Origin of the sequence: Sulfitobacter sp. LC.270.F.C4 (genome assembly GCF_032922545.1) — a bacterium.
GTDB classification, from domain to species: Bacteria; Pseudomonadota; Alphaproteobacteria; order Rhodobacterales; family Rhodobacteraceae; genus Sulfitobacter; species Sulfitobacter profundi.
Genome location: NZ_CP136692.1, coordinates 3202335 through 3222536, shown reverse-complemented (window position 1 = coordinate 3222536; position 20202 = coordinate 3202335). Strand labels below are relative to the sequence as shown.

The 20202-nt window shown below is 61.6% G+C and carries 12 protein-coding genes; 10 read left to right on the top strand and 2 right to left on the bottom strand.

Annotation, left to right across the window (positions count from 1 at the left end):
• Positions 1–848 precede the first annotated feature (848 nt).
• The 3 genes from R1T45_RS19565 to R1T45_RS19555 all read left to right on the top strand — a co-directional run bounded on the left by R1T45_RS19565 (position 849) and on the right by R1T45_RS19555 (position 8014).
• A complete protein-coding gene (locus tag R1T45_RS19565; RefSeq protein WP_317390003.1) occupies positions 849–1790 on the top strand; it encodes a TniB family NTP-binding protein in 942 nt (313 codons plus the stop codon).
• Between the two features lie 12 nt (positions 1791–1802).
• A complete protein-coding gene (locus R1T45_RS19560) occupies positions 1803–3644 on the top strand; it encodes a TniQ family protein (protein WP_317390002.1) in 1842 nt (613 codons plus the stop codon).
• 593 nt (positions 3645–4237) lie between these two features.
• A complete protein-coding gene (locus R1T45_RS19555) occupies positions 4238–8014 on the top strand; it encodes a hypothetical protein (protein WP_317390001.1) in 3777 nt (1258 codons plus the stop codon).
• 394 nt (positions 8015–8408) lie between these two features.
• On the opposite strand, the gene R1T45_RS19550 is transcribed toward R1T45_RS19555, so the two are convergent.
• A complete protein-coding gene (locus tag R1T45_RS19550) occupies positions 8409–9452 on the bottom strand; it encodes an IS5 family transposase (RefSeq protein WP_317389285.1) in 1044 nt (347 codons plus the stop codon).
• A 463-nt stretch (positions 9453–9915) separates the two neighbouring features.
• Here R1T45_RS19550 and R1T45_RS19545 point away from each other — a divergent pair, with 463 nt between their 5' ends.
• From R1T45_RS19545 to R1T45_RS19535, 3 genes are all read left to right on the top strand, one after another.
• The gene (locus R1T45_RS19545; protein WP_317390000.1) at positions 9916–10713 is read left to right on the top strand and encodes an AraC family transcriptional regulator; all 798 of its coding nucleotides are present in this window, start codon (positions 9916–9918) and stop codon (positions 10711–10713) included.
• 115 nt (positions 10714–10828) lie between these two features.
• On the top strand, positions 10829–13810 hold the full coding sequence (locus R1T45_RS19540) for a xanthine dehydrogenase family protein molybdopterin-binding subunit (RefSeq protein ID WP_317389999.1): 2982 nt from the start codon (positions 10829–10831) through the stop codon (positions 13808–13810).
• Positions 13807–14634 carry an FAD binding domain-containing protein gene (locus tag R1T45_RS19535; RefSeq protein ID WP_317389998.1) on the top strand — a complete coding sequence of 276 codons (828 nt, stop codon included), beginning with the start codon at positions 13807–13809 and terminating at the stop codon, positions 14632–14634. Before R1T45_RS19540 ends, R1T45_RS19535 begins: the two co-directional genes overlap by 4 nt.
• Before the next feature lie 177 nt (positions 14635–14811).
• Here the strand turns inward: R1T45_RS19535 and R1T45_RS19530 are convergent, their stop codons facing one another.
• A complete protein-coding gene (locus R1T45_RS19530; protein ID WP_317389285.1) occupies positions 14812–15855 on the bottom strand; it encodes an IS5 family transposase in 1044 nt (347 codons plus the stop codon).
• A gap of 95 nt (positions 15856–15950) precedes the next feature.
• On the opposite strand from R1T45_RS19530, the gene R1T45_RS19525 reads away from it, so the two are divergent.
• Genes R1T45_RS19525 through R1T45_RS19510 form a run of 4 tightly spaced genes read left to right on the top strand, consistent with a single transcriptional unit; the run spans position 15951 to position 20085 of the window.
• The gene (locus R1T45_RS19525) at positions 15951–16424 is read left to right on the top strand and encodes a (2Fe-2S)-binding protein (RefSeq protein ID WP_317389997.1); all 474 of its coding nucleotides are present in this window, start codon (positions 15951–15953) and stop codon (positions 16422–16424) included.
• A complete protein-coding gene (locus R1T45_RS19520; RefSeq protein WP_317389996.1) occupies positions 16417–17946 on the top strand; it encodes an AMP-binding protein in 1530 nt (509 codons plus the stop codon). The genes R1T45_RS19525 and R1T45_RS19520 overlap by 8 nt, the downstream gene beginning before the upstream one ends.
• A 35-nt stretch (positions 17947–17981) precedes the next feature.
• Positions 17982–18788, top strand: a complete 807-nt coding sequence (locus tag R1T45_RS19515; protein WP_067940522.1) for an enoyl-CoA hydratase/isomerase family protein — start codon at positions 17982–17984, stop codon at positions 18786–18788.
• Between the two features lie 37 nt (positions 18789–18825).
• On the top strand, positions 18826–20085 hold the full coding sequence (locus R1T45_RS19510; protein WP_317389995.1) for a benzoate/H(+) symporter BenE family transporter: 1260 nt from the start codon (positions 18826–18828) through the stop codon (positions 20083–20085).
• Positions 20086–20202 lie beyond the last annotated feature (117 nt).

Sequence of the window (20202 nt, the reverse complement as noted above, 5' to 3'; positions counted from 1 at the left end):
ACTTTGAGGCCGTGAGCCTTGCACAGGATAGCTGGCCAATTGTTCTTGGTTAGAAAACGGCGACGTGCGCTGCTGGAGCTCGCTGATCCGGCCCGCTTCGGATTGGGGCCTTGCCGAATGGTCAATGCAAAGCGCTGCTCTCCATGGCATCCCGCATGATGCATTGTACGACGCTCCCACCGCGCCGGAGGTTGTTGGCGAAGTTTTCGAAAATCTGGATGGAAAATCGCTTTTATCCATGCCCCCGAGTTCGATGCGCATTGGTTAGCGCGGTTGTTACAGGCGAGTGGATGCGCTGCGGTGCCGATCGTCGAGGACTATCACCCCGTTTCCTTTGCGCAGTTTCCAGGTTTGGCGCTGGATATGCTTTATGAAACCTTAGGTCGGCATCCGGCGCCGCATCGTGCGGGGCCCGATAGCGCGCGACTCGTCAGGGTTTGGCGCATAGCCATGCGGCATTAAGGGGCGAGGCGTGGCCCGTGCGCAAAATTTCACCAGAAATCTTCTTCGTCCTGTCGCCGCCTGGCCAATGTCATCCCCAATACAAGTCAGTCGATTAGTTTTTTGGCGTAACGCATCGGGGAATGGGGATGCCCTTGGGCGAAGGTGAGTCTGAGTATTTTCGCGCACTCCGAGAGGTATGGGGTTGCGCGCACCGAGGGGGGGCGCAGGGCCCTCCGGCTCCCGGGTGGTGGCGGGGCAGCCGTGCACAAAAAAGAAAGCAAGAACTGCCTCCGCGCGTTTCCGTGCCGCGCATAATGACCACAAATTCCTGGAGTAAGCTGGTGAACGCTCCACTCGGAGGGACGGCGGCCACAAGCAACTTTTATCATACGGAGCCCAATCCCATGGCCAAGATCACGAACGACCCTTTCTCGACAATCGCGAACCTGCGCGGTAAATATATCGCGACGCCTCGCGACAGAATTCTGCAGCAACACCTCGACCGCCTGCTACAGCGCGATCCCGACGGCCAGCTTTTGCCTAAGCCCGTCACCTTCACTGCGACTGGTGACACGCACGGCATTGCGCTCGTCGAGGGGGCAGGGGGCGGTAAGACCTCGCTCGTCCATCACGTTCTTAAAAATCATCCGGCGCTGCAGAGCGATGATCCGGATGTAAGGCCGTGGATCGGGGTGCGTGTTCCGAGCCCGGCAACTCTAAAAAGCCTTGGGCTGGAGATCCTGCGGGAGTCCGGTTACCCCGAAGTGTCCACATCAAGGAAGGAGTGGGACATTTGGCGGTTGGTGCGATTTCGATTGCAGCAGCTGGGCACTGCCGTCCTTTGGATCGACGAGGCACACGACCTTTTCAGGGCCGGAAAGGCCATCGAAGACATTTTGAAGATGCTGAAATCGGTCATGCAGGGGGAAGGTGCGGTCATCCTGATCTTGAGCGGGATTGAAACGCTTTGGCAGATGGCGTCCTACGACGATCAGGTCAGGCGGCGTTATTCCAAAGTCACTTTGCCGACAATCTCCGCAGTCACGCATGAGAAGATGTTGCGTGGTTTCATCGACGGGTTCTGCAGTGAGGCTGATTTTGCGCCACCGGCAGAGGATGATCTGGTCGATCGTATGGTCTACGCGAGCCGTGGTCGCTTCGGGCGCTGCATCGAAAATATCATTGCCGCCCTTGAGGTGGCTGCGCTGCGCGGGGAGAGCCAGCTCACAATGCAGCACTTCGCGGAATCCTGGGCGATGCAGGAGGGGGTTGTTCCGGGTAAGAACGTCTTCCTGTCACCGAGGTGGGCGAGCATCGACCTCGCGAAACTCCATGAAGCAGCTTGAGGGAGAATTTCCATGAACGTGCTCACGCCTCACTTGGCCCATGATCCCGTCGAGTCTCCAATGGGGTTCGCGGCTCGTTTGGCCGCTTTCCACACCGGGGGTCGGACCGGGCCGTTTCTGCGCGATATCGGCGTCAGCTTGCCCGGATTGGCCCGCGGGCAGGCCCAAGACATCCAGCGGCTTGCAGAACGGACCGGTATTGACGCCGAGGCCCTCGAAGCCAATGCTGCACGTGGCCTTGACCGCCGACATTTCGATTTGCGCGGCGAACATGTCTCGGCGGAGATGTTCTCATCGCCATTCACGGTTTTCTGCCCGGCTTGTCTCAGGGGCGATGATCTTGCGTCTGGCGGCAAGCAGGCTATGCGACGGCATCGCTGGATCTGGCAGCTTGGCGTGGTCCGGACCTGTCCCGACCATGGGCTGCCGCTCATGCGTCGCAAGGCTGCCTTCTCAGGCGACCGCTATCATGAGCTTGCGATTATGGTGCCCGAGACCGGTGATCGGCTCGAAGCCCTGATTGCGCCACTGACCGCGCGGTCGGTCTCGCCCTTGCAGAATTACGTGCTTGATCGACTTGCCGGGAAGACAGTGGCGTCGTGGCTTGACGGGGAGGGGCTGGACCAGGCAGTCCGCGCAAGCGAAATGCTCGGAATTCTTGTCGCATTCGGGCCAACGCCGAACCTCAACAAGCTGACCGATGACGATTGGGATCGGGCTGGCGCAGTCGGATATATCTATAGCTCCCAAGGCGAGGCGGGCATTCGGCAGGCTTTGTTCGAAGTTCAGGCCCGGGCCAATTATGGAGGCAGTAACCCGGGTCCGCAGCACGTCTTTGGCCGCCTCTACCAATGGCTGTCACGCTCCCGCGCCAAGAAGGACCTCGGCGACATCAAGCGGATCCTCCGCGAGCACATTCTGGACACCATGGAAGTCGCTGCCGGTAGCGTTGTGCTCGGCGAGGAACTCGCGGACCGGCGCCTGCATACCTGCGCAACCCTTGCCCGTGAAACCGGCCTCGATCCGCGCACGCTCCGGGGCGTTCTTGCTGCCAGGAGCCTGATCCCGGAGGATGCACCGCTTGGGTCGAACCATGTGTTCGACGCGGAACTTGGACGAAAGGTCGCGCGATCGATGTGGCGCCTGGTCCCTGTGGCCGGGCTGCCCAAAAAGCTCGGTTGCACGCGACCCATGGCGGAACAGCTTGTTGCGGAGCGGATCCTGACACCGATCGTGTCCGAGGTTTCCCATGCGCCAGGTCGCATGAAAAAGGCTATTGATGCCGAGGAGGTCGACGGGCTGCTGAAACGGTTCCAGTCCGAGGCGAACTCGGTTCGAAACCTGCCGGTGGGACTGGTAGACATCGCGACAGCCGCCATGAAGTCGAAGGCCCCAGCAGTTGAGATCGTTCATCTCATCCTGGGCGGTTTTCTATCGAACGTCGTTCGCCTTGATGGAATGGACGGGTTCGAGGGGATCCATGTCGATCCTGCCGAAACCAAATTGGTTGTTTCCGGTGTCATGGACGGCCTGTCTCCGGCGGAGGCCTTCGGGCAGATGCGCGTTCCGATCGCATCGGGATGGGAATTGGTGAAGGAAGGCCTGATGCCCGTGGTCGAAATCCCCTCCAAGCGGGACGATCACGTGATCTATCGGTTTCGACCGGAGGACGTCGATGCATTTCTCGGCGAATTTACCACCGAAGCATGGATCGGAAATGCGCTCGAAATGAGTTTGGCCGATTTGAAACCGGAGATGAAAGGTGCCGGAGTGAAACCATTCCTAAGGAAGGCCGAGATTGGAATTCGAATATTTCGGCGATGCGATCTACCGGTGCGCTATCAAGTAGCCTGAAATCAAACTGATAAAGTTTTATCATCGGCCGCCCTTCGGGGCGGCCGTTTTTTTGTGCCGTTTGCCGTCATCCTTTTTGGCCTAAATTCAATGGCCGAATTTAACTTGTGAAATGGCCGTTTTTGCCGCCGCGGACGAACTTCACCATAATAAAATCAGTGGCTTAAGTTTTCTCAATGGCCAAAATTAGCTTGTCGCCATAGTTCAGTTTGAAGCGACCACCAAAACTTGGCCATTGAACCTATTCAGATGGCCATTTGACAACCATCTCGTGTCCATTTCAAACCCTCAGGGTTCGTGGCGCTCCAAGTAAGGATATTATTCCAGGATCAGGAATCGCCAGCTCAAGGCACTGCGTTTCCTGCACGTAGATCTTGAGGTAGGGTAAAGTCATCTCGGAACGCTTTCACATTCCTCGCACACTTCGCATAGGGGATAACACTGTGCCGGAGGCCGACCTGTTGACGGCGCCGGGCATTGCGATCGTCCTCGCTGAACCAGGTGCGGGGAAGACCGATCTACTCGACAGCGTGGCCGACCGTCTCGGGGGCGCGCGTGTCCGCGCCAGCGTCGCCCGGCCATCAGGTCGTGACATGACCCTCATCGTCGACGCTTTCGACGAAGTGGCGCGGGTTGGTGATGCTCGAGTTTACGACATCCTTTACAAGATACGAGATGCCGAACCCAATCGTGTCCTCCTTTCAAGTCGCTCGGGAGAATGGGAGGTCTCCCGAACGAGGCTCATCCGCGATCTCTTTGGAATAGAACCACAGGTCGCTTACCTCGTTCCGCTGGATGGCGGCGAACAGCGACAGCTTTTCGAACACCTCCATCCCCAAAGGTCGTTCGATGAATTCCATGCCAATATTTCCCGGTTCGACCTTCATCCCATTCTGGGCAATCCAGAGTTCCTGCGTCTATTCGCAAGCGCCTATGATGAGGCCGACGGACGGCTCCGCTCTCGGGCCGAAGTTTTCACACTTGCGATCGAGAACCTCGCAGGTGAGTCCAACCCAGACGTTTTATCGAAAAGTGCACCAACGCGGCACAAAAAGATAACATGGGCAAACGAGGTCTTCTCGAAACTTCTGCTGTCGGGCGTGGACGGAGTAGCGATGGGCGATATCGCGGAGGATGATCTTCACCCGCAAATGGAGACGATCGGACTGGCAGGTGAGGCGCCACTTTCTGTCCTCGGCACGAGGCTTTTTCGGCCGGGATCGGCCGCTAATCAGCACGAGCCCGTCCACAGGATCGTTGCCGAGTATGGAGCCGCCCAGCACATCGTCGGCCGTATAGATGATCCGAGCTGCCGTCTGACCGTTGCCCAGTGTCTCGCATTGATTGCTCCAAACGGAGCGGTGCGGGACGACCTACGCGGCTTATTGGGGTGGTTAGCTGCCCTTGGTTCTGAGAGCCTCCAGAAGGCGGCTATAGACCTTGACCCCTACGCCGCTCTGTCAAATGGCGACCCTTCGCGAATGACCTCGGCATCTCGGAACCAGCTCCTCGATGCCTTGGCCCGTTTGAACGAAGACGACCCGTATTTCCGGCGCAGCGATCGCTGGCGATCCTTCAGCGTATCTGGGTTCTTCACGCCTGATGTCATCCAAGCTGTCCGACCAATACTGGTAGGTCCGGGTGTCGGGCATCTCCGACAACTGCTGCTCGAGCTCCTTGTCGGGTCGCCTGCTGTTATTGAGCTGCGCCCTGATCTGGAGGCAATCCTCCTCGACGAGCAAGCCTACGTCGGCCCGCGCATGGACGCACTATCATGTCTACTCAGCGATCAGACCTACGATCCGGCGGGAGCCCTCCGGCAACTCGTCGACATGGGAACGAACGACGCGCTCCGGTTGGCATCGGAAATTCTGATCCACAAGACGGACAGGGCACCCTATGACTGTCTCCGAGGGCTTCTCGAGGCAGCGACAGAGCTTTATCCCGCCGAGCGCGTCGATCGTTCTCGAGTCATCGGAGAACGCTACTTCTTGAGGCGCCTGATACGGGAGATCCCTGAAGAAGAGACTGTTCGTCTGCTGGACGAATTGACGGAGGATTTTTGCTGCACCTGTAGGAAGGACCGGCACTACTGTCATTGCCGCGATGGGGTCAGTAAGATTGTCGGCTTGCTGCTCGATAACTACTTTGATCGCGCCCAGAACCAACACGATCCAGATAAAATTTGGAAGTGGGTGCGAAACTTGCATTTCCATGGGCGCGTGGGCCCGGACCGGGGTCGAGCAGTTGCTGTGCTCCAATCCGATCATGTTCTGCGTCGTGGCTTGCAAGAGCGGGCCTTCGCCGGCCTGAAGACCAGAGAAGAAGTTCAGAACGCTTTCTACAAAACATTCATAAATTACGGGCATTCCGGTCTCTGTCTCTGCGCAGGTGACAAAAGGCACCTCATTGATTTTGCGTTCCAAACAAACAACTCGGCGCTCTGGATTCAGCTCGCACCTGGCCACGACTACTACGGTAATGGCACGGTCAAAGGGCCAGACGACTTGCGCAGCTATTGCCGCGTGCAAGCGCTCGGAAAACCAGTGTTGATGCGGGAATGGACCACGGTAAACCGACTTAGGAGGAAGGAATGGAAGGAAGGTCGCATCCGGCGCTCTCGGTTTGACGCGCGGCGACGCCGTAAAGACCGTAAGGTGACTGAGGCCAACATCGCTTACTTCCACGCCAATCGCTCTACTGTGGAGCGTGGAGAGAATGTGGGTTGGACCCATCGCGTCGCCGAGGCCTATCTCATTCAACCTGACATGCTACCCCAGGTGACCCATGGCCTGTTCGATCCGGCGGCTGTTCTGAGACAAAGCCTTCAGACGTTAGGCTACCGTTGTCCTTCGATCGCGGAAGTCGGCGAAGGCTGCAAAAGTGCATGGGTTCAGATATTTCTTGCAGGCGCTGTTGCCGAGTTCCGAGCGACAGGAAGCTTGGTGACGGTCGCACCGGAAATTCTACGCGTGATCCTGACCGATGCCGGGGGCTATAATGCCTTCGCGGAAGGTGAAGAGGATGCGTTCCTTGCCGAGATTCGGCGACGGGTCCTCCTTACGGCTGATGAAAGCGACGCGTTCGCACGCGCGTATATCGAGCCTTCTCTTGCGGCGTCAGCAGGACAGCCCAACTTTTATATCCTCAATCGCGAGCCAGCGCTCAATCACCTGCGTGCATCACTGCCGCACGAATGGCTGTATCGTTTCCCAGAACTCCCGGTTCAGGCCCTCGAAACCCTTTTCGACATGGCGGCCCGCTTTGGCGATCGTGAGGCTCTGGTCGCTTTGGTTCGTGAGAGATGCATATCCCTGGACCAAGGTATGCTTCCACATCGCCAGGAAGAACAGCGTCCTTTCTGGTTCCTGCGCGACTTCTGGCTCGCGACAGAGATCGACCCGAGTGTTTGGGCCTTCATGGCCCGGAACCCGGACCTTATTTTCTGGCTCGCCAATCGCCGAGATCGCGGCGGGGAGGGCGACGAGATTTGGACACTCTTGTCGGCACCGAAGGTCGAACGGGTTCTCATGGCATATCTTCCCCATTGGCCCGTTGTTCCTCTTCCGTCGAGCTATGGCACATCAAGCCCCAGAGGCGAGACTGCATACCGCTTTCTCCGTGATCTTGTCTGGCAGATTGGCCGTGATGACCCGACCGTCGCCCTTCCTGTCGTCGAGAGGTTGCTCGCCGAGGAAATTACAGCCCCTTCGCACAATGACCTGCGCAGCATTCGCGCGGATCTCCGCCGCAAGGCGGCAATGACGTCATCTCGTCCGGGACCGGCCGAAGTTGCCACATCGCTGGACGGCGGACCACCCGCCAGCGTGGAGCAGCTTCGTGCGCTGATGTTGGAGTTATTCGACGAATTGCAGAAAGACATCCGCGCCGGTGATAGTGGAGTGATCGATCAATTCTACAATGGGAATGCACGGCTTGATGAGGTTGGCGCGATGTTTCGGGTTTCTGCATGGCTCAAGCCCCGGCTGCATCCCTTCGACATTCACGACGTTGTAGAACATCACCTGGGCGCTCGTAATCGATGCGACCTCACGGCGACGCGAATGGTCCGCGGGCAGGCCAGAATGCTCGTGATTGAGGGCAAGGGACAGTGGCACCGAGATCTCTTCTCCGCGGCAAAATCTCAACTTGCAGATCGCTACTCGGTGCATCAGCACGCCGATGAACAAGGGATCTTTTTTGTCGTATGGTATGGACCAGAATGGCCTGTCGCCGGCTCGATCCGGCACAAATATCGGACTGCATCGCAACTCCAAGCCGCGATCGAGGAGCGCCTGCCGGATGAACTGCGAGGGCGTTTGGACATCTTTGTGCTTGATGTTTCTCGGTCTCGAGCAGTGAGCACGTAGAACCACTCCAGAGAATCTTCGTGCGCCAATCCAACTGAAGCCCGGGTCAGCACGACGTTCGCTTTACAGCATAATTGCCGGTGGCCCCAGCACGGTTCGTAACTCACGGCCCGGAGCTGACGTTCGTTGCCAGCGCAGCCAATGACCAGTGCTCAGCCTTTTCTTTCTATTCAATCATTCGGTATTTGACAATTTCATCTGTGACTACGCCTGACGACGTAAGGGCACCTCGATTTTTAACCATTTTCGTAGCCGCACAGCAGTGCGTGTGGCTAGAAGCGGGAGGTAGGCAGTCGGTTGGTGCCTGGCGCCCCGGGACGGTCACGGCGCGGCGCCTTTCACGCCTGGCTTTTACGGCCTTGCGGCCTGATCTGGTCGCTGGTTTGCCCGGTCTTCATGCCGGGCACGGGTTGATGCGGCGCAACTGGACGAGGCGGCGCATGTTATAGGCAAGATTTTTCATTCCGATCTTCGCCTTGGCCCGCACCATGCCGATCGTGCGCACCAGCGTGCCGCCCATGTCGTTGGTCTGCGCGCCGAAGACATGTTCGACCCGGACCCGCACCGTGGATTTGGTTCGGTTGCTGCCCTTGGCCTGTTCGGTCAGCGGCTTGCCCCGCTTGCCCTTGCGGTGAATGTGGCTGGTCAGCTTGCGCGCTCGCAGCTTCGCCTCCATCTCCTCGGACCTATAGGCAGAATCCGCCCAGACGCCCGCGCCGGTGTTGCCCCGCATCAGCAGGTGATCCACCGCCTGACAGTCATGCACGGCTGCGTCAGTGACGTCATAGCGCCGCACCAGCTTGTGCTTGCGGTCCACATTCACATGGTTCTTGTAACCGTAATGGCTCTTGCCGTGCTTTTTCGTCCAGCGCGCGTCCAAGTCTTTCTGTGAGCGCATCGCGGGCTTGTTTTCCCAGTCCTCGGGCACCTCGCCGCTCTTGATGGTCTTGTTTTCCTCGCGGGTGTTGCGGTTCTTCGGCACCGGCACGATGGACGCATCCAGGATCTGTCCGCCCCGCGCGATGTAGCCCTGCCGCGCCAGATGGCCGTCGAATTGCTTGAACAGCGCCTCCACCATGCCCGCCTGAGCCAGCGCCTCGCGGTAGAGCCAGACCGTCTTGGCGTCCGGCACACGGTCCTCCAGTCCGAGGCCCAGGAACCTCATGAACGACAGCCGGTCGCGCACCTGATATTCAATCTGATCGTCCGACAGGTTGTAGAGCGCGCTCAGAACCAGCGCCTTGAACATCACGATCGCGTCGATCGGCTTGCGCCCCGCGCGCGATTTACGCTCTGAATCCGGTTTGCGCCAAACCCCCTCAAGCGTTGGCCGGAATTCCTCCCATGGCACCACGGCGTCGATCGCGACCAGCGGGTCCCTCTTGACATCCAAGCTCGCATAGCGGTCGGAAAGATCGAAAAAACCCATCTGCGCCATGGCTGCATCCCCTGTGCCGATCCGTCGCCTCAATCATAAAGCAGCGCCAAGGTCAGCGCAATTTTTAGAGGTGCCCGTAAGGCTTTGCTCCGCTCACACGACTGAGATTTGGACGAGCTCAAATTTACATGCGACTGAAAGGAAATGGCTTCTGTGTCGCCGAAGGGGTTTTGCGCATAGTGAAGTGCATTTGCGCTAAGCGGAGCGATTTCCGCACCAACGAAACAGATTTATTAAGCCGACCAGATTGCGACCACATTGATCAGGCGTCGTATCCGCCATCCGCAAAACGCGTTCAGTTACAGCCTGATCAAGTGCCGTCGACGATGTTCTGAAACGCCTAACCGTCACGATACCTGTAGCCGAGCGAGATTGACAGGTTCGCGAAAACTGGTAACAATTCCTGATGTCGTCTGCTCTGAGGATCGCTATCGGGACGTTCGGGCGGGTCGCTCTCCTTGATATGGACCGTCCCCTCGTCAAGCATGCCCATGCGCAATGCCACGTGCTGCTGAAGGTCGAGGGTGCCGATACCGAGTTTGACGTGGGCGGGCGGTGCGTGGCGCTAACCGATGAAAGCGCCGTGCTCATTAACGCTTGGGAGCACCACAGCTACGTGCACCGCGCAGGCCAGCCGCCGACGATCATCCTCGCGCTTTACATTGAACCGATTTGGCTGCGTGCGTTTCGCGACAATTGGGAAGCGAGTGCGGGACCGGGTTTTTTCCCACATCCGGGCGGTGCCATCACCCCGCAGATCCGCCGTCAGGTCGGCGAGACCGCCGAGGCGATGGTGCAGGACCCAGGCGGCGCCGCAGCACATGAACGCCTTATCGGGCGGCTAATGGTTTCGATCATCGAGCGGCTGGCGCTTTGGCGCGAGGTGCAGCCGTCGCTCCGGGCGCGGGCCACAGTAATGCGCGCGCCCGACCGGCGGATCGCGCGGGCCCAGGCCTTGATGCGAGCGGACCCGGCTCGCATCCCTTCGATGGAGTGGTTGGCACGCGAAAGCGGCGTGTCCCGCGCGCATTTCTTCCGGTTGTTTGAGGCCGAGACCGGCATTTCTCCGCGTGTCTATCTGAACACCCAGCGAGTGGAGCGCGCGGTGCAGGCAGTCGCAAACGACACCCGCAGCTTCACCGACATCTCTGTCGATTTGGGCTTCTCAGTGCCGGCGCATTTCTCGCGCTTCTTCCACGACCATGCTGGCTCCTCGCCGAGCACCTTCCGCGATCTCTCGGCGCTTCGCGACAGCGGCTGACCCCTGTTTTTGAGACTCCTCGGTAAGGTCCGAGACCTGGCGGGATCGCAGGGCCTGCGGATGCGCGCGTAACGTCCTTTCCCAAAGGCTTGCCCATGCCAAGCCGGGAGGAGACATGAAAGATACCGTTACAGAGCTACTCGTCGGCCGCTCGGTCGCACGCGTCGAGGACCCGGCACTCCTGTCGGGTCACGGGCGTTACATCGACGATCTGCCGGTGGCACCCGGAACGCTGGCGTTGGCCTTCGTGCGGTCGCCGCACGGACACGCCGACATCCGGTCGATCGACACCGCCGAGGCGGCCCGCGCGCCCGGCGTCGTCGCCGTCATCACCGGACGGGACGTCGCCGCGCGCACCCGGTCGATGACCGTAGGCGTGAAGGCCGATGTCGAATGCTGGCCGATGGCGGTGGATCGCGTGCGCTATGTCGGCGAACCGCTGGTCATGGTCGTGGCAACCGACCGCTACCTGGCCGAGGATGCCACAGATCTGGTCGCGGTTGACTATGGCCCGCTCGGCTCAGTGGTCGATCCCGTCGCGGCGCTCTCGGACGATGCGCCGGTGCTTCATCCCAGCCTCGGCGGAAACCTCATTAACGAAAGGCGCTTCCGCTACGGCGATCCCGAAGCGGCGTTCGAGGCTGCCTCGAGCCGGATTGGCATCGACGTTACCTATCCGCGCAGCGCCTGCACCCCCATCGAAACCTACGGCGTGATCGCCAACTACGAGCCGGGCGAGGATGCCTATGACGTCACCGCGAATTTCCAGGGCCCTTTCTCGATCCACGCGGTGGTGGCCCGGTCACTGAACGTGCCGGGCAATCGGCTGCGGCTGCGCACACCCCCCGATTCCGGTGGCTCGTTCGGGATCAAGCAGGGCGTCTTTCCCTACATGATCCTCGCGGGCATCGCCGCGCGCATCGCGGGCGCGCCAGTCAAGTGGATCGAGGACCGGCTGGAGCATCTGTCTGCCAGCGTTTCTGCGACCAATCGGCAGACCCGGATTGAAGCAGCGGTTGAGGCGGATGGCCGGATCACCGCACTTGATTGGGATCAGATCGAGGATTGCGGTGCCCATCTGCGCGCGCCGGAGCCTGCTACGCTCTACCGGATGCACGGCAACATGACTGGTGCCTACGACATCCAGAATCTGGCGATCCGCAATCGTGTCGTTCTTACGAACAAGACGCCAACGGGCCTTAACCGCGGCTTTGGCGGCCCACAAATCTATTTCGCACTGGAGCGACTGATGGATGCCATCGCCCGGCAGCTTGGGCTGGACCGGCTGGAGGTCATCCGCCGCAACCTCATCCCTGCCGGGGCGTTTCCCTACCGCACGGCAAGCGGTGCGCTCTACAACTCGGGCGATTACGCCACGGCGCTGAACCGCGCGGTCGCCGAAGGCGGTCTCGCCGAGCTTTACGCCCGCCGCGAAAAGGCCCGCGCCGAAGGCCGACGCTATGGCATCGGCTTTGCCTGCGTTGTTGAGCCTTCGGTATCGAATATGGGCTACATCACCACCGTGCTGACCCCTGAAGAGCGTGCCAAGGCGGGGCCCAAGAACGGCGCGCAGGCAACCGCAACCATCGCAATCGACCCGCTCGGCTCGGTTACGGTCAAGGTCGCCTCGGTCCCGCAGGGTCAAGGCCACCGGACCGTCCTGGCGCAGGTCGTGGCCGACAAGTTCGCCCTGCCGATGGAGGCGGTGCGCGTTCTGGCTGATGTGGACACGATGCGCGATGCCTGGTCCATCGCCTCGGGCAACTACGCCTCGCGCTTTGCCCCGGCGGTCGCTGGTGCGACCGAGATCGCAGCAACGCGGCTGCGCGAAAAGCTGGCCAAGGTCGCGGCTACGCAGCTGAACATTGCGCTCGAGGACGTGTCCTTCGAGGGGGGCCACATACGCGCCAGAGACAATCCTGACAACGGCCTGTCCTTCGCGCGGGTCGCCGCCACGGCGCACTGGTCGCCGGGCACCCTGCCGGACGGCGTGGATCAGACCCTACGCGAGACGGTCTATTGGAGCCCGCCCGAACTGGAGGCCCCGACATCCGAGGACGGGATTAACTCCTCGCTCTGTCACGGATTCATCTTCGATTTCTGCGGGATCGAGATCGACCACGAGACCGCCGAGCCCAAGATCGACCGATATGTGACTATGCACGATTGCGGACGCATCCTGCATCCCGCCATGGTGGAAGGACAGGTGCGCGGGGGCTTTGCTCAGGCGGTCGGCGCGGCGTTCTTTGAGGAATATGCCTACGGTGCGGACGGATCATTCCAGTCCGGCACGCTGGCCGATTACCTCTTGCCCACGGTGATTGAGGTGCCCGAACCGGTCATCCTGCATCACGAGACGCCGTCACCCTTCACACCGCTCGGGGCCAAGGGTGTGGGCGAAGGTAACTGTATGTCGACACCCGTCTGTATCGCCAATGCCGTGGCCGACGCGCTGGCCCCCGAAGGCGATGCACCAGATATCGTCCTCCCGGTGACCGCGTCCAAGCTCGCGCCGTGTATCTTCGGAGACGAGCCCAGCCCAAAATGCCCGGTGCCCGAGACGAAGGCCGAGGCCGCGGTGGGTGGGCGCAAACTTACGGGCGAAGGCCGCGCCGTGGTGCAGGCCAGCCGCACCGATGTCTGGCAGATGCTGCTCGATCCAGCGACGCTCGATGCGATCATACCCGGCTCGCACGGCGTGCAGAAGGTCGGCGAGACACGCTTCAAGGCGGATGTGACGCTGGGCGTCGGGCCGGTCCGGGGCCGCTACAAGGCCGATATTGAATTGTCGGACCTCGACCCGCCCAACGCCGTGACGCTGTCCGGCCAAGCTGTCGGTGCGCTTGGCACCGGTGGCGGACATGGCCGCATCACACTGACCGACACCGACGACGGCACCGAGATCGCCTACCGCTACGAGGCTGAGATCGGCGGCAAGGTTGCCTCGGTTGGCGGGCGGCTTCTGGACGGCGCGGCCAAGGTCGTGATCGGCGAGTTCTTCCGCGCGCTGGCCCGCCATTGCGGCGGCGCGGGCCCCGGCCCTTTGGCGCGGCTGATGGGCCTTTTCCACCGCATAACGAAAGGAGGCCAGTCATGAAGCCCGCCCCATTCGACTATGTCGCCGCCACGGAGATGGGCGAAGCGCTGGAAGCACTGCATCAAGGTGGCACCGAGGCCCGGGTCATCGCGGGCGGCCAGTCGCTGATGCCGATGCTGAACATGCGCCTCGCGCGCCCTGCCACACTCGTTGATATCACTCGCATCCCGGAGCTGTCACGGATCGAGGCCAATGGCGATAACGTCACCATCGGGGCCGCCGTGCGCCAGAGCACGCTTGAACGCTGGCCGGATCTGGCGGACCGCTTGCCGCTGGTGCGCGCCGCGCTGCCATGGGTCGGACACACGCAACTGCGCAATCGCGGCACGGTTTGCGGCTCTGTCGCCCATGCCGATCCCAGCGCCGAGCTGCCGCTTTGCCTAATTGCCCTCGGCGGCACCGTGACCCTGCGCCGCCGTCGCAAGACACGAGCCGTCGCGGCGCGCGATTTCTTCCAGGGCATGATGTCCACTGACCTCGCCCCCGGCGAGATGATCACCTCGGTCACTTTCCCGGCCCACCAAACAGGCACCGGATACGCGTTCCGCGAAGTGGCCCGCCGCCATGGTGATTTCGCCATCGTCGCCTGCGCCGCCATCGCCCGACCCGACGGCACCGCCACGCTGAGCGTGGGCGGCGTCGCCGACACGCCCCGCACGCTCGATCTGCCCGCAGACGCGCAGGGTCTCGATGAGCGGCTGAACGAGTTCGCCTGGCATCTGCAGGCCCGCGACGACCTGCACGCGACCGCCCGCTACCGCCGCGATCTGGTCCGGCAACTCGGCCGCGCAACCTTGAAGGAGGCACTGTCATGCCGCGACTGACCCAAGGGCACCTCGATTTTTAACCATTTTCGTAGCCGCACAGCAGTGCGTGTGGCTAGAAGCGGGAGGTAGGCAGTCGGTTGGTGCCTGGCGCCCCGGGACGGTCACGGCGCGGCGCCTTTCACGCCTGGCTTTTACGGCCTTGCGGCCTGATCTGGTCGCTGGTTTGCCCGGTCTTCATGCCGGGCACGGGTTGATGCGGCGCAACTGGACGAGGCGGCGCATGTTATAGGCAAGATTTTTCATTCCGATCTTCGCCTTGGCCCGCACCATGCCGATCGTGCGCACCAGCGTGCCGCCCATGTCGTTGGTCTGCGCGCCGAAGACATGTTCGACCCGGACCCGCACCGTGGATTTGGTTCGGTTGCTGCCCTTGGCCTGTTCGGTCAGCGGCTTGCCCCGCTTGCCCTTGCGGTGAATGTGGCTGGTCAGCTTGCGCGCTCGCAGCTTCGCCTCCATCTCCTCGGACCTATAGGCAGAATCCGCCCAGACGCCCGCGCCGGTGTTGCCCCGCATCAGCAGGTGATCCACCGCCTGACAGTCATGCACGGCTGCGTCAGTGACGTCATAGCGCCGCACCAGCTTGTGCTTGCGGTCCACATTCACATGGTTCTTGTAACCGTAATGGCTCTTGCCGTGCTTTTTCGTCCAGCGCGCGTCCAAGTCTTTCTGTGAGCGCATCGCGGGCTTGTTTTCCCAGTCCTCGGGCACCTCGCCGCTCTTGATGGTCTTGTTTTCCTCGCGGGTGTTGCGGTTCTTCGGCACCGGCACGATGGACGCATCCAGGATCTGTCCGCCCCGCGCGATGTAGCCCTGCCGCGCCAGATGGCCGTCGAATTGCTTGAACAGCGCCTCCACCATGCCCGCCTGAGCCAGCGCCTCGCGGTAGAGCCAGACCGTCTTGGCGTCCGGCACACGGTCCTCCAGTCCGAGGCCCAGGAACCTCATGAACGACAGCCGGTCGCGCACCTGATATTCAATCTGATCGTCCGACAGGTTGTAGAGCGCGCTCAGAACCAGCGCCTTGAACATCACGATCGCGTCGATCGGCTTGCGCCCCGCGCGCGATTTACGCTCTGAATCCGGTTTGCGCCAAACCCCCTCAAGCGTTGGCCGGAATTCCTCCCATGGCACCACGGCGTCGATCGCGACCAGCGGGTCCCTCTTGACATCCAAGCTCGCATAGCGGTCGGAAAGATCGAAAAAACCCATCTGCGCCATGGCTGCATCCCCTGTGCCGATCCGTCGCCTCAATCATAAAGCAGCGCCAAGGTCAGCGCAATTTTTAGAGGTGCCCCCAAGACGAGACGCACCCGGTGCGCTTCACCCTGAACGGACGTCCCGTTTCGGCGCGTGTGTCGCCACGCACATTGCTGACAGATGTCCTGCGCCACGAGATCGGCGCGACCGGCACTCATGTGGGCTGCGAACACGGCGTCTGCGGTGCGTGCACGGTCCAGATCGACGGGGAGCCCGCGCGCGCCTGCCTGATGCTCGCCCAACAGGCCGAGGGCTGCGAGGTCCGCACGGTGGAGGGGCTTGCGAAAGACGATGCGCTGAGCTCCCTGCAAGAAGCCTTTCGCGAACATTTTGCGCTGCAATGTGGCTTCTGCACCGCGGGCATCCTGATGACGCTCGACGCGCTGTTTTTGCGCCAACCGGACGCGGATGAAGGGGCGATCCGCGAGGCGCTCTCGGGACATCTGTGCCGCTGCACGGGTTACGCGCCCATCGTTCAGGCGGCGCTTGCCGCCCGCAACCGCATCAAGGGAGGACCAATCGATGCTTGACCTCGGAACCAGCTTTCTCGCGTCCGTGGAACGCGACCCCGACGCGATGGCCATCGCCGAAGGGGAACAGACAATCACTTATGGTGACTGGTATCGCCGGATCAGCGCGTTGGTGGATGGGCTTGGCCAGATCGGCCTGCGGAAGGGCGATACACTCGTCACGGCAATGCAGAACCGGTGGGAGAATGCGTCGCTGCATTGGGCCTGCCAACTTGCCGGGATCGTCATAACGCCCGTGAACTGGCGTGTCACCGCCGATGAGTTGGACCACGCTCTGCGCGACAGCGCGACCCGCGTGCTGGTGCATGATGATGCCGCGTCCGACGCGGTAGCCGGATCGGTGCTGGCGCACGGCCTGACAGTCATACCTCTGGGCGGCGATCAGGGCCTCGCGGCGCTGCTGGCGGGACACGCGCCCGACGCCGTGCCACAAGCGGGGCCCGAAGATCTGTCGGTCATGCTCTATACATCCGGCACGACCTCGAAGCCAAAGGGCGTGCCGCGTCGCCACCGTGCCGAGCGCGCCGCGGCCATCGCCCATGTGGCTCAGAACATGTATCATCACGGCGAGCGAACGCTGGGCGTCATGCCGCTTTATCACACGATGGGCATCCGGTCGCTTCTGTCAGCCAGCGTGATCGGCGGTGCCTTCATCTGCCTGCCGCGCTTTGACGTGCCGGGCGCGCTGGACGCCATCGAGACTCATCGGGTCACCAACCTCTATCTGGTGCCGACGCTCTATCACGACATTGTCCACCACACCGCATTCACGCCGGACCGGGTTGCATGCGTGCGCAAGCTGGGCTTTGCAGGCGCGTCGATGACCGATGGCCTGTTGCAGAAACTCGCGGAGGCTTTTCAGCCCGATCTTTTCGTGAACCATTACGGCTCGTCCGAGATCTACACCTTCTCCATCTGCCAGGACGCTGCGGCCAAACCCGGATCGGCGGGCCGCGCGGCGATCAACCAGCGTTTGCGCGTCGTGCCGCTCGGCGCGGCGGATGCCAGCGAGACCTGCGCGCCAGGAGAGGAAGGTGAAATCGTTGCCTGCATGCAGGGCGACGAGGCCTTCGAGGGTTACTGGAACCGCCCCGAGGCGGACCGCAAGGCGATCCGCGACGGCTGGTATTTCACCGGCGACTGCGGCCATTTCGACGACGAGGGTGATCTATTCGTCACGGGCCGCGCCGACGACATGATCATCACTGGAGGCGAGAACGTCTCACCCGTCGAGGTGGAAAGCTGCCTCTCGCTGCACCCCGCTGTGGCCGAGGTTGCGGTGGTTGGCCTGCCGGATGCGCGCTGGGGCAAGGTCGTGACTGCCTTCGTCAAGCGCGCCGGCGATGTTACCGAAGACGATCTCGACGCCCATTGTCGCAACTCGGACATGTCCAATTTCCGCCGTCCGCGCCGCTACGTTTTCGTTCGCGAAATCCCGAAATCCCCGGTCGGAAAGCTCCTCCGCCGTCTGCTCGTCGCAGGCGAATACGAGGCCGAGCCGACCGAGACCACACCCGCATGAATCCAAGGAAAGAAACTGACATGAAAGACGCTAACATGACCGAAACCCTTACCTTCACCGATCCGCGCCTCGCTGAACTCGACGGCTTCCACGTGCAGCTCAATGCGAGCAATGAACGCGCCGACATCATCCTCGCGCGACCGCCCTACAACGTCATCTCGATGGGCGCACGCGATCAGCTGCGCCTTGTCTTCGAGGCTCTCGATGCCGATGATCGCGTGCGCATCATCGTGATCTCGGGCGAAGGCGAGCATTTCTCGTCGGGTGGCAATATCAAAGGCTTCCTTGAGGCAAGCCCCGAGCATGTCTCGCATCTGGCTTGGAACATTGCCGCGCCTTCGCGCTGCACCAAGCCGGTGATCGCGGCCAATCGTGGCTACACGTTCGGCGTCGGCTTCGAGCTGTCGCTGGCCTGCGATTTCCGAATCGTGTCCGAGACCTGTCGCTACGCGCTGCCCGAACAGAAGCTGGGTCAGATCCCCGGCTCGGGCGGTTCTGCCCGGCTGCAGAAAATCGTCGGCGTCACCCGCACTAAGGACATCGTCATGCGATCCAAGCGCATCCCGGGTCAACAAGCACTCGATTGGGGTATCGCCACCGAATGCGTGCCCGACGGCGATCTCGAACAGGCGGTGACCGACCTGGTCACCGAGCTGCGCGAATTTTCACCGATGGCGCAGCGCACCGCGAAGAAGCTGCTGAACGACACCGACGATGCGCTTCTCAGCACCGCGATCGAGATGGAGGGGCTGAACTACAGTCGCCTGCGCCAATCTGAGGATTTCCGCGAGGGCGTCGAGGCCTTCCACGCCAAGCGCAAGCCCGCGTTCACCGGCCGCTGAGACGGCCAAGCAACCACATTTAAGGGAGGAGACCCAAGTGGAACAGACAGAACAATCGAACTGGATCGAAAAGGGTCCGGGCTTCGGCGCTGGCCTATCGGGCCTACGCGAGGCGCTGGGCATCAAGACAGCGAGCGCGGGACTGGTCGCGGCGATCTTCGGATGCTCGGGCCCGGCGCTGATCGTGATCGGGGCGGCCAACAATGGCGGGCTGACCGAGGGACAGACAGTAGCCTGGCTGTTGGCGATCTATGGCCTTGGCGGGCTAATTAGCCTGATCATGGCGCTTTACTACAAGCTGCCGGTAACCGGGGCCTATTCGATCCCGGGCGCAGCGCTGGTCGCGGGCGCGCTTGGCACGTTTCCCTTCGAACAGGCGGTCGGAGCGTTCCTGATGGCGGGCGCGATGGTGTTCGTCCTCGGCATCACCGGGCTCATTGGCAAGGTGATGCGCTGGCTGCCGATGCCCATCGTAATGGCGATGATCGCAGGCGCACTCATCCGTTTCGGTATCGGAGCGGTCACATCGATCGAAAAGCTGCCCATCGTGGTCGGGGCCGCGACCGTCGCCTTCTTTCTGTCGATGCGGTTCCTGCGCGCAGTGCCGCCGGTGCTGACGGCACTGGTCGTCGGCCTCGTGGCCGTGACCCTGACTGGAGGCTTTCAGGGCGGCGAGGCGGCGATCAGCTTTGTCGCACCGGAGTTTACCACGCCCGTGTTCACCGTCGACGCCTTCCTGGCCATTGCCGTGCCGTTGGCCGTGCTGGTCATTGGCGCCGAGAATGCTCAAGCTATCGGGGTCCTCTACGCCGAGGGTTACCGCCCGCCGATCAACGCGATGACCGTTATCTCGGGCATCGGCGGCATGCTGGCGGGACTGATCGGCGGCCATAACGCCAATATCGCAGGGCCCATGACGGCGATCTGTTCATCCGATCAGGCCGGCGAGAACCCCGAGGGGCGCTATGCGGCCACGGTCCTGAACGGCGTGCTGTTCGCGGCCTTCGGGGTCTTCGCCGGGGTCGCGGTGCCGTTGATCATGGCGCTGCCCGGACCGCTGATCGGGGCCGTGGCGGGTCTGGCGATGATTACCGTCCTTCTCAGCGCGTTCCAGTCCGCCTTCGACCGCAATGCGGGCCACCAGATCGGTGCCTTTGTCGCGCTGATCGTAGCGATGTCGAACGTGTCGTTCCTCAGCATCAGTGCGCCCTTCTGGGCCCTGGTCGCAGGTGCCGCGGTGTCGATGCTGAACGAACGGGTGGTCAGATCCAAGCCTGTGGCCACTCCGGCATCCTGAAGAACGGTGCTATGTCGAACGAGCGATCAAAATGGGGGGTGCCAGCGCCCCCCACAACAATTTTATTGGTCGCCGCCACGATCCTGTCGAACTGGCGGCAAGGAGATAGATAATTGA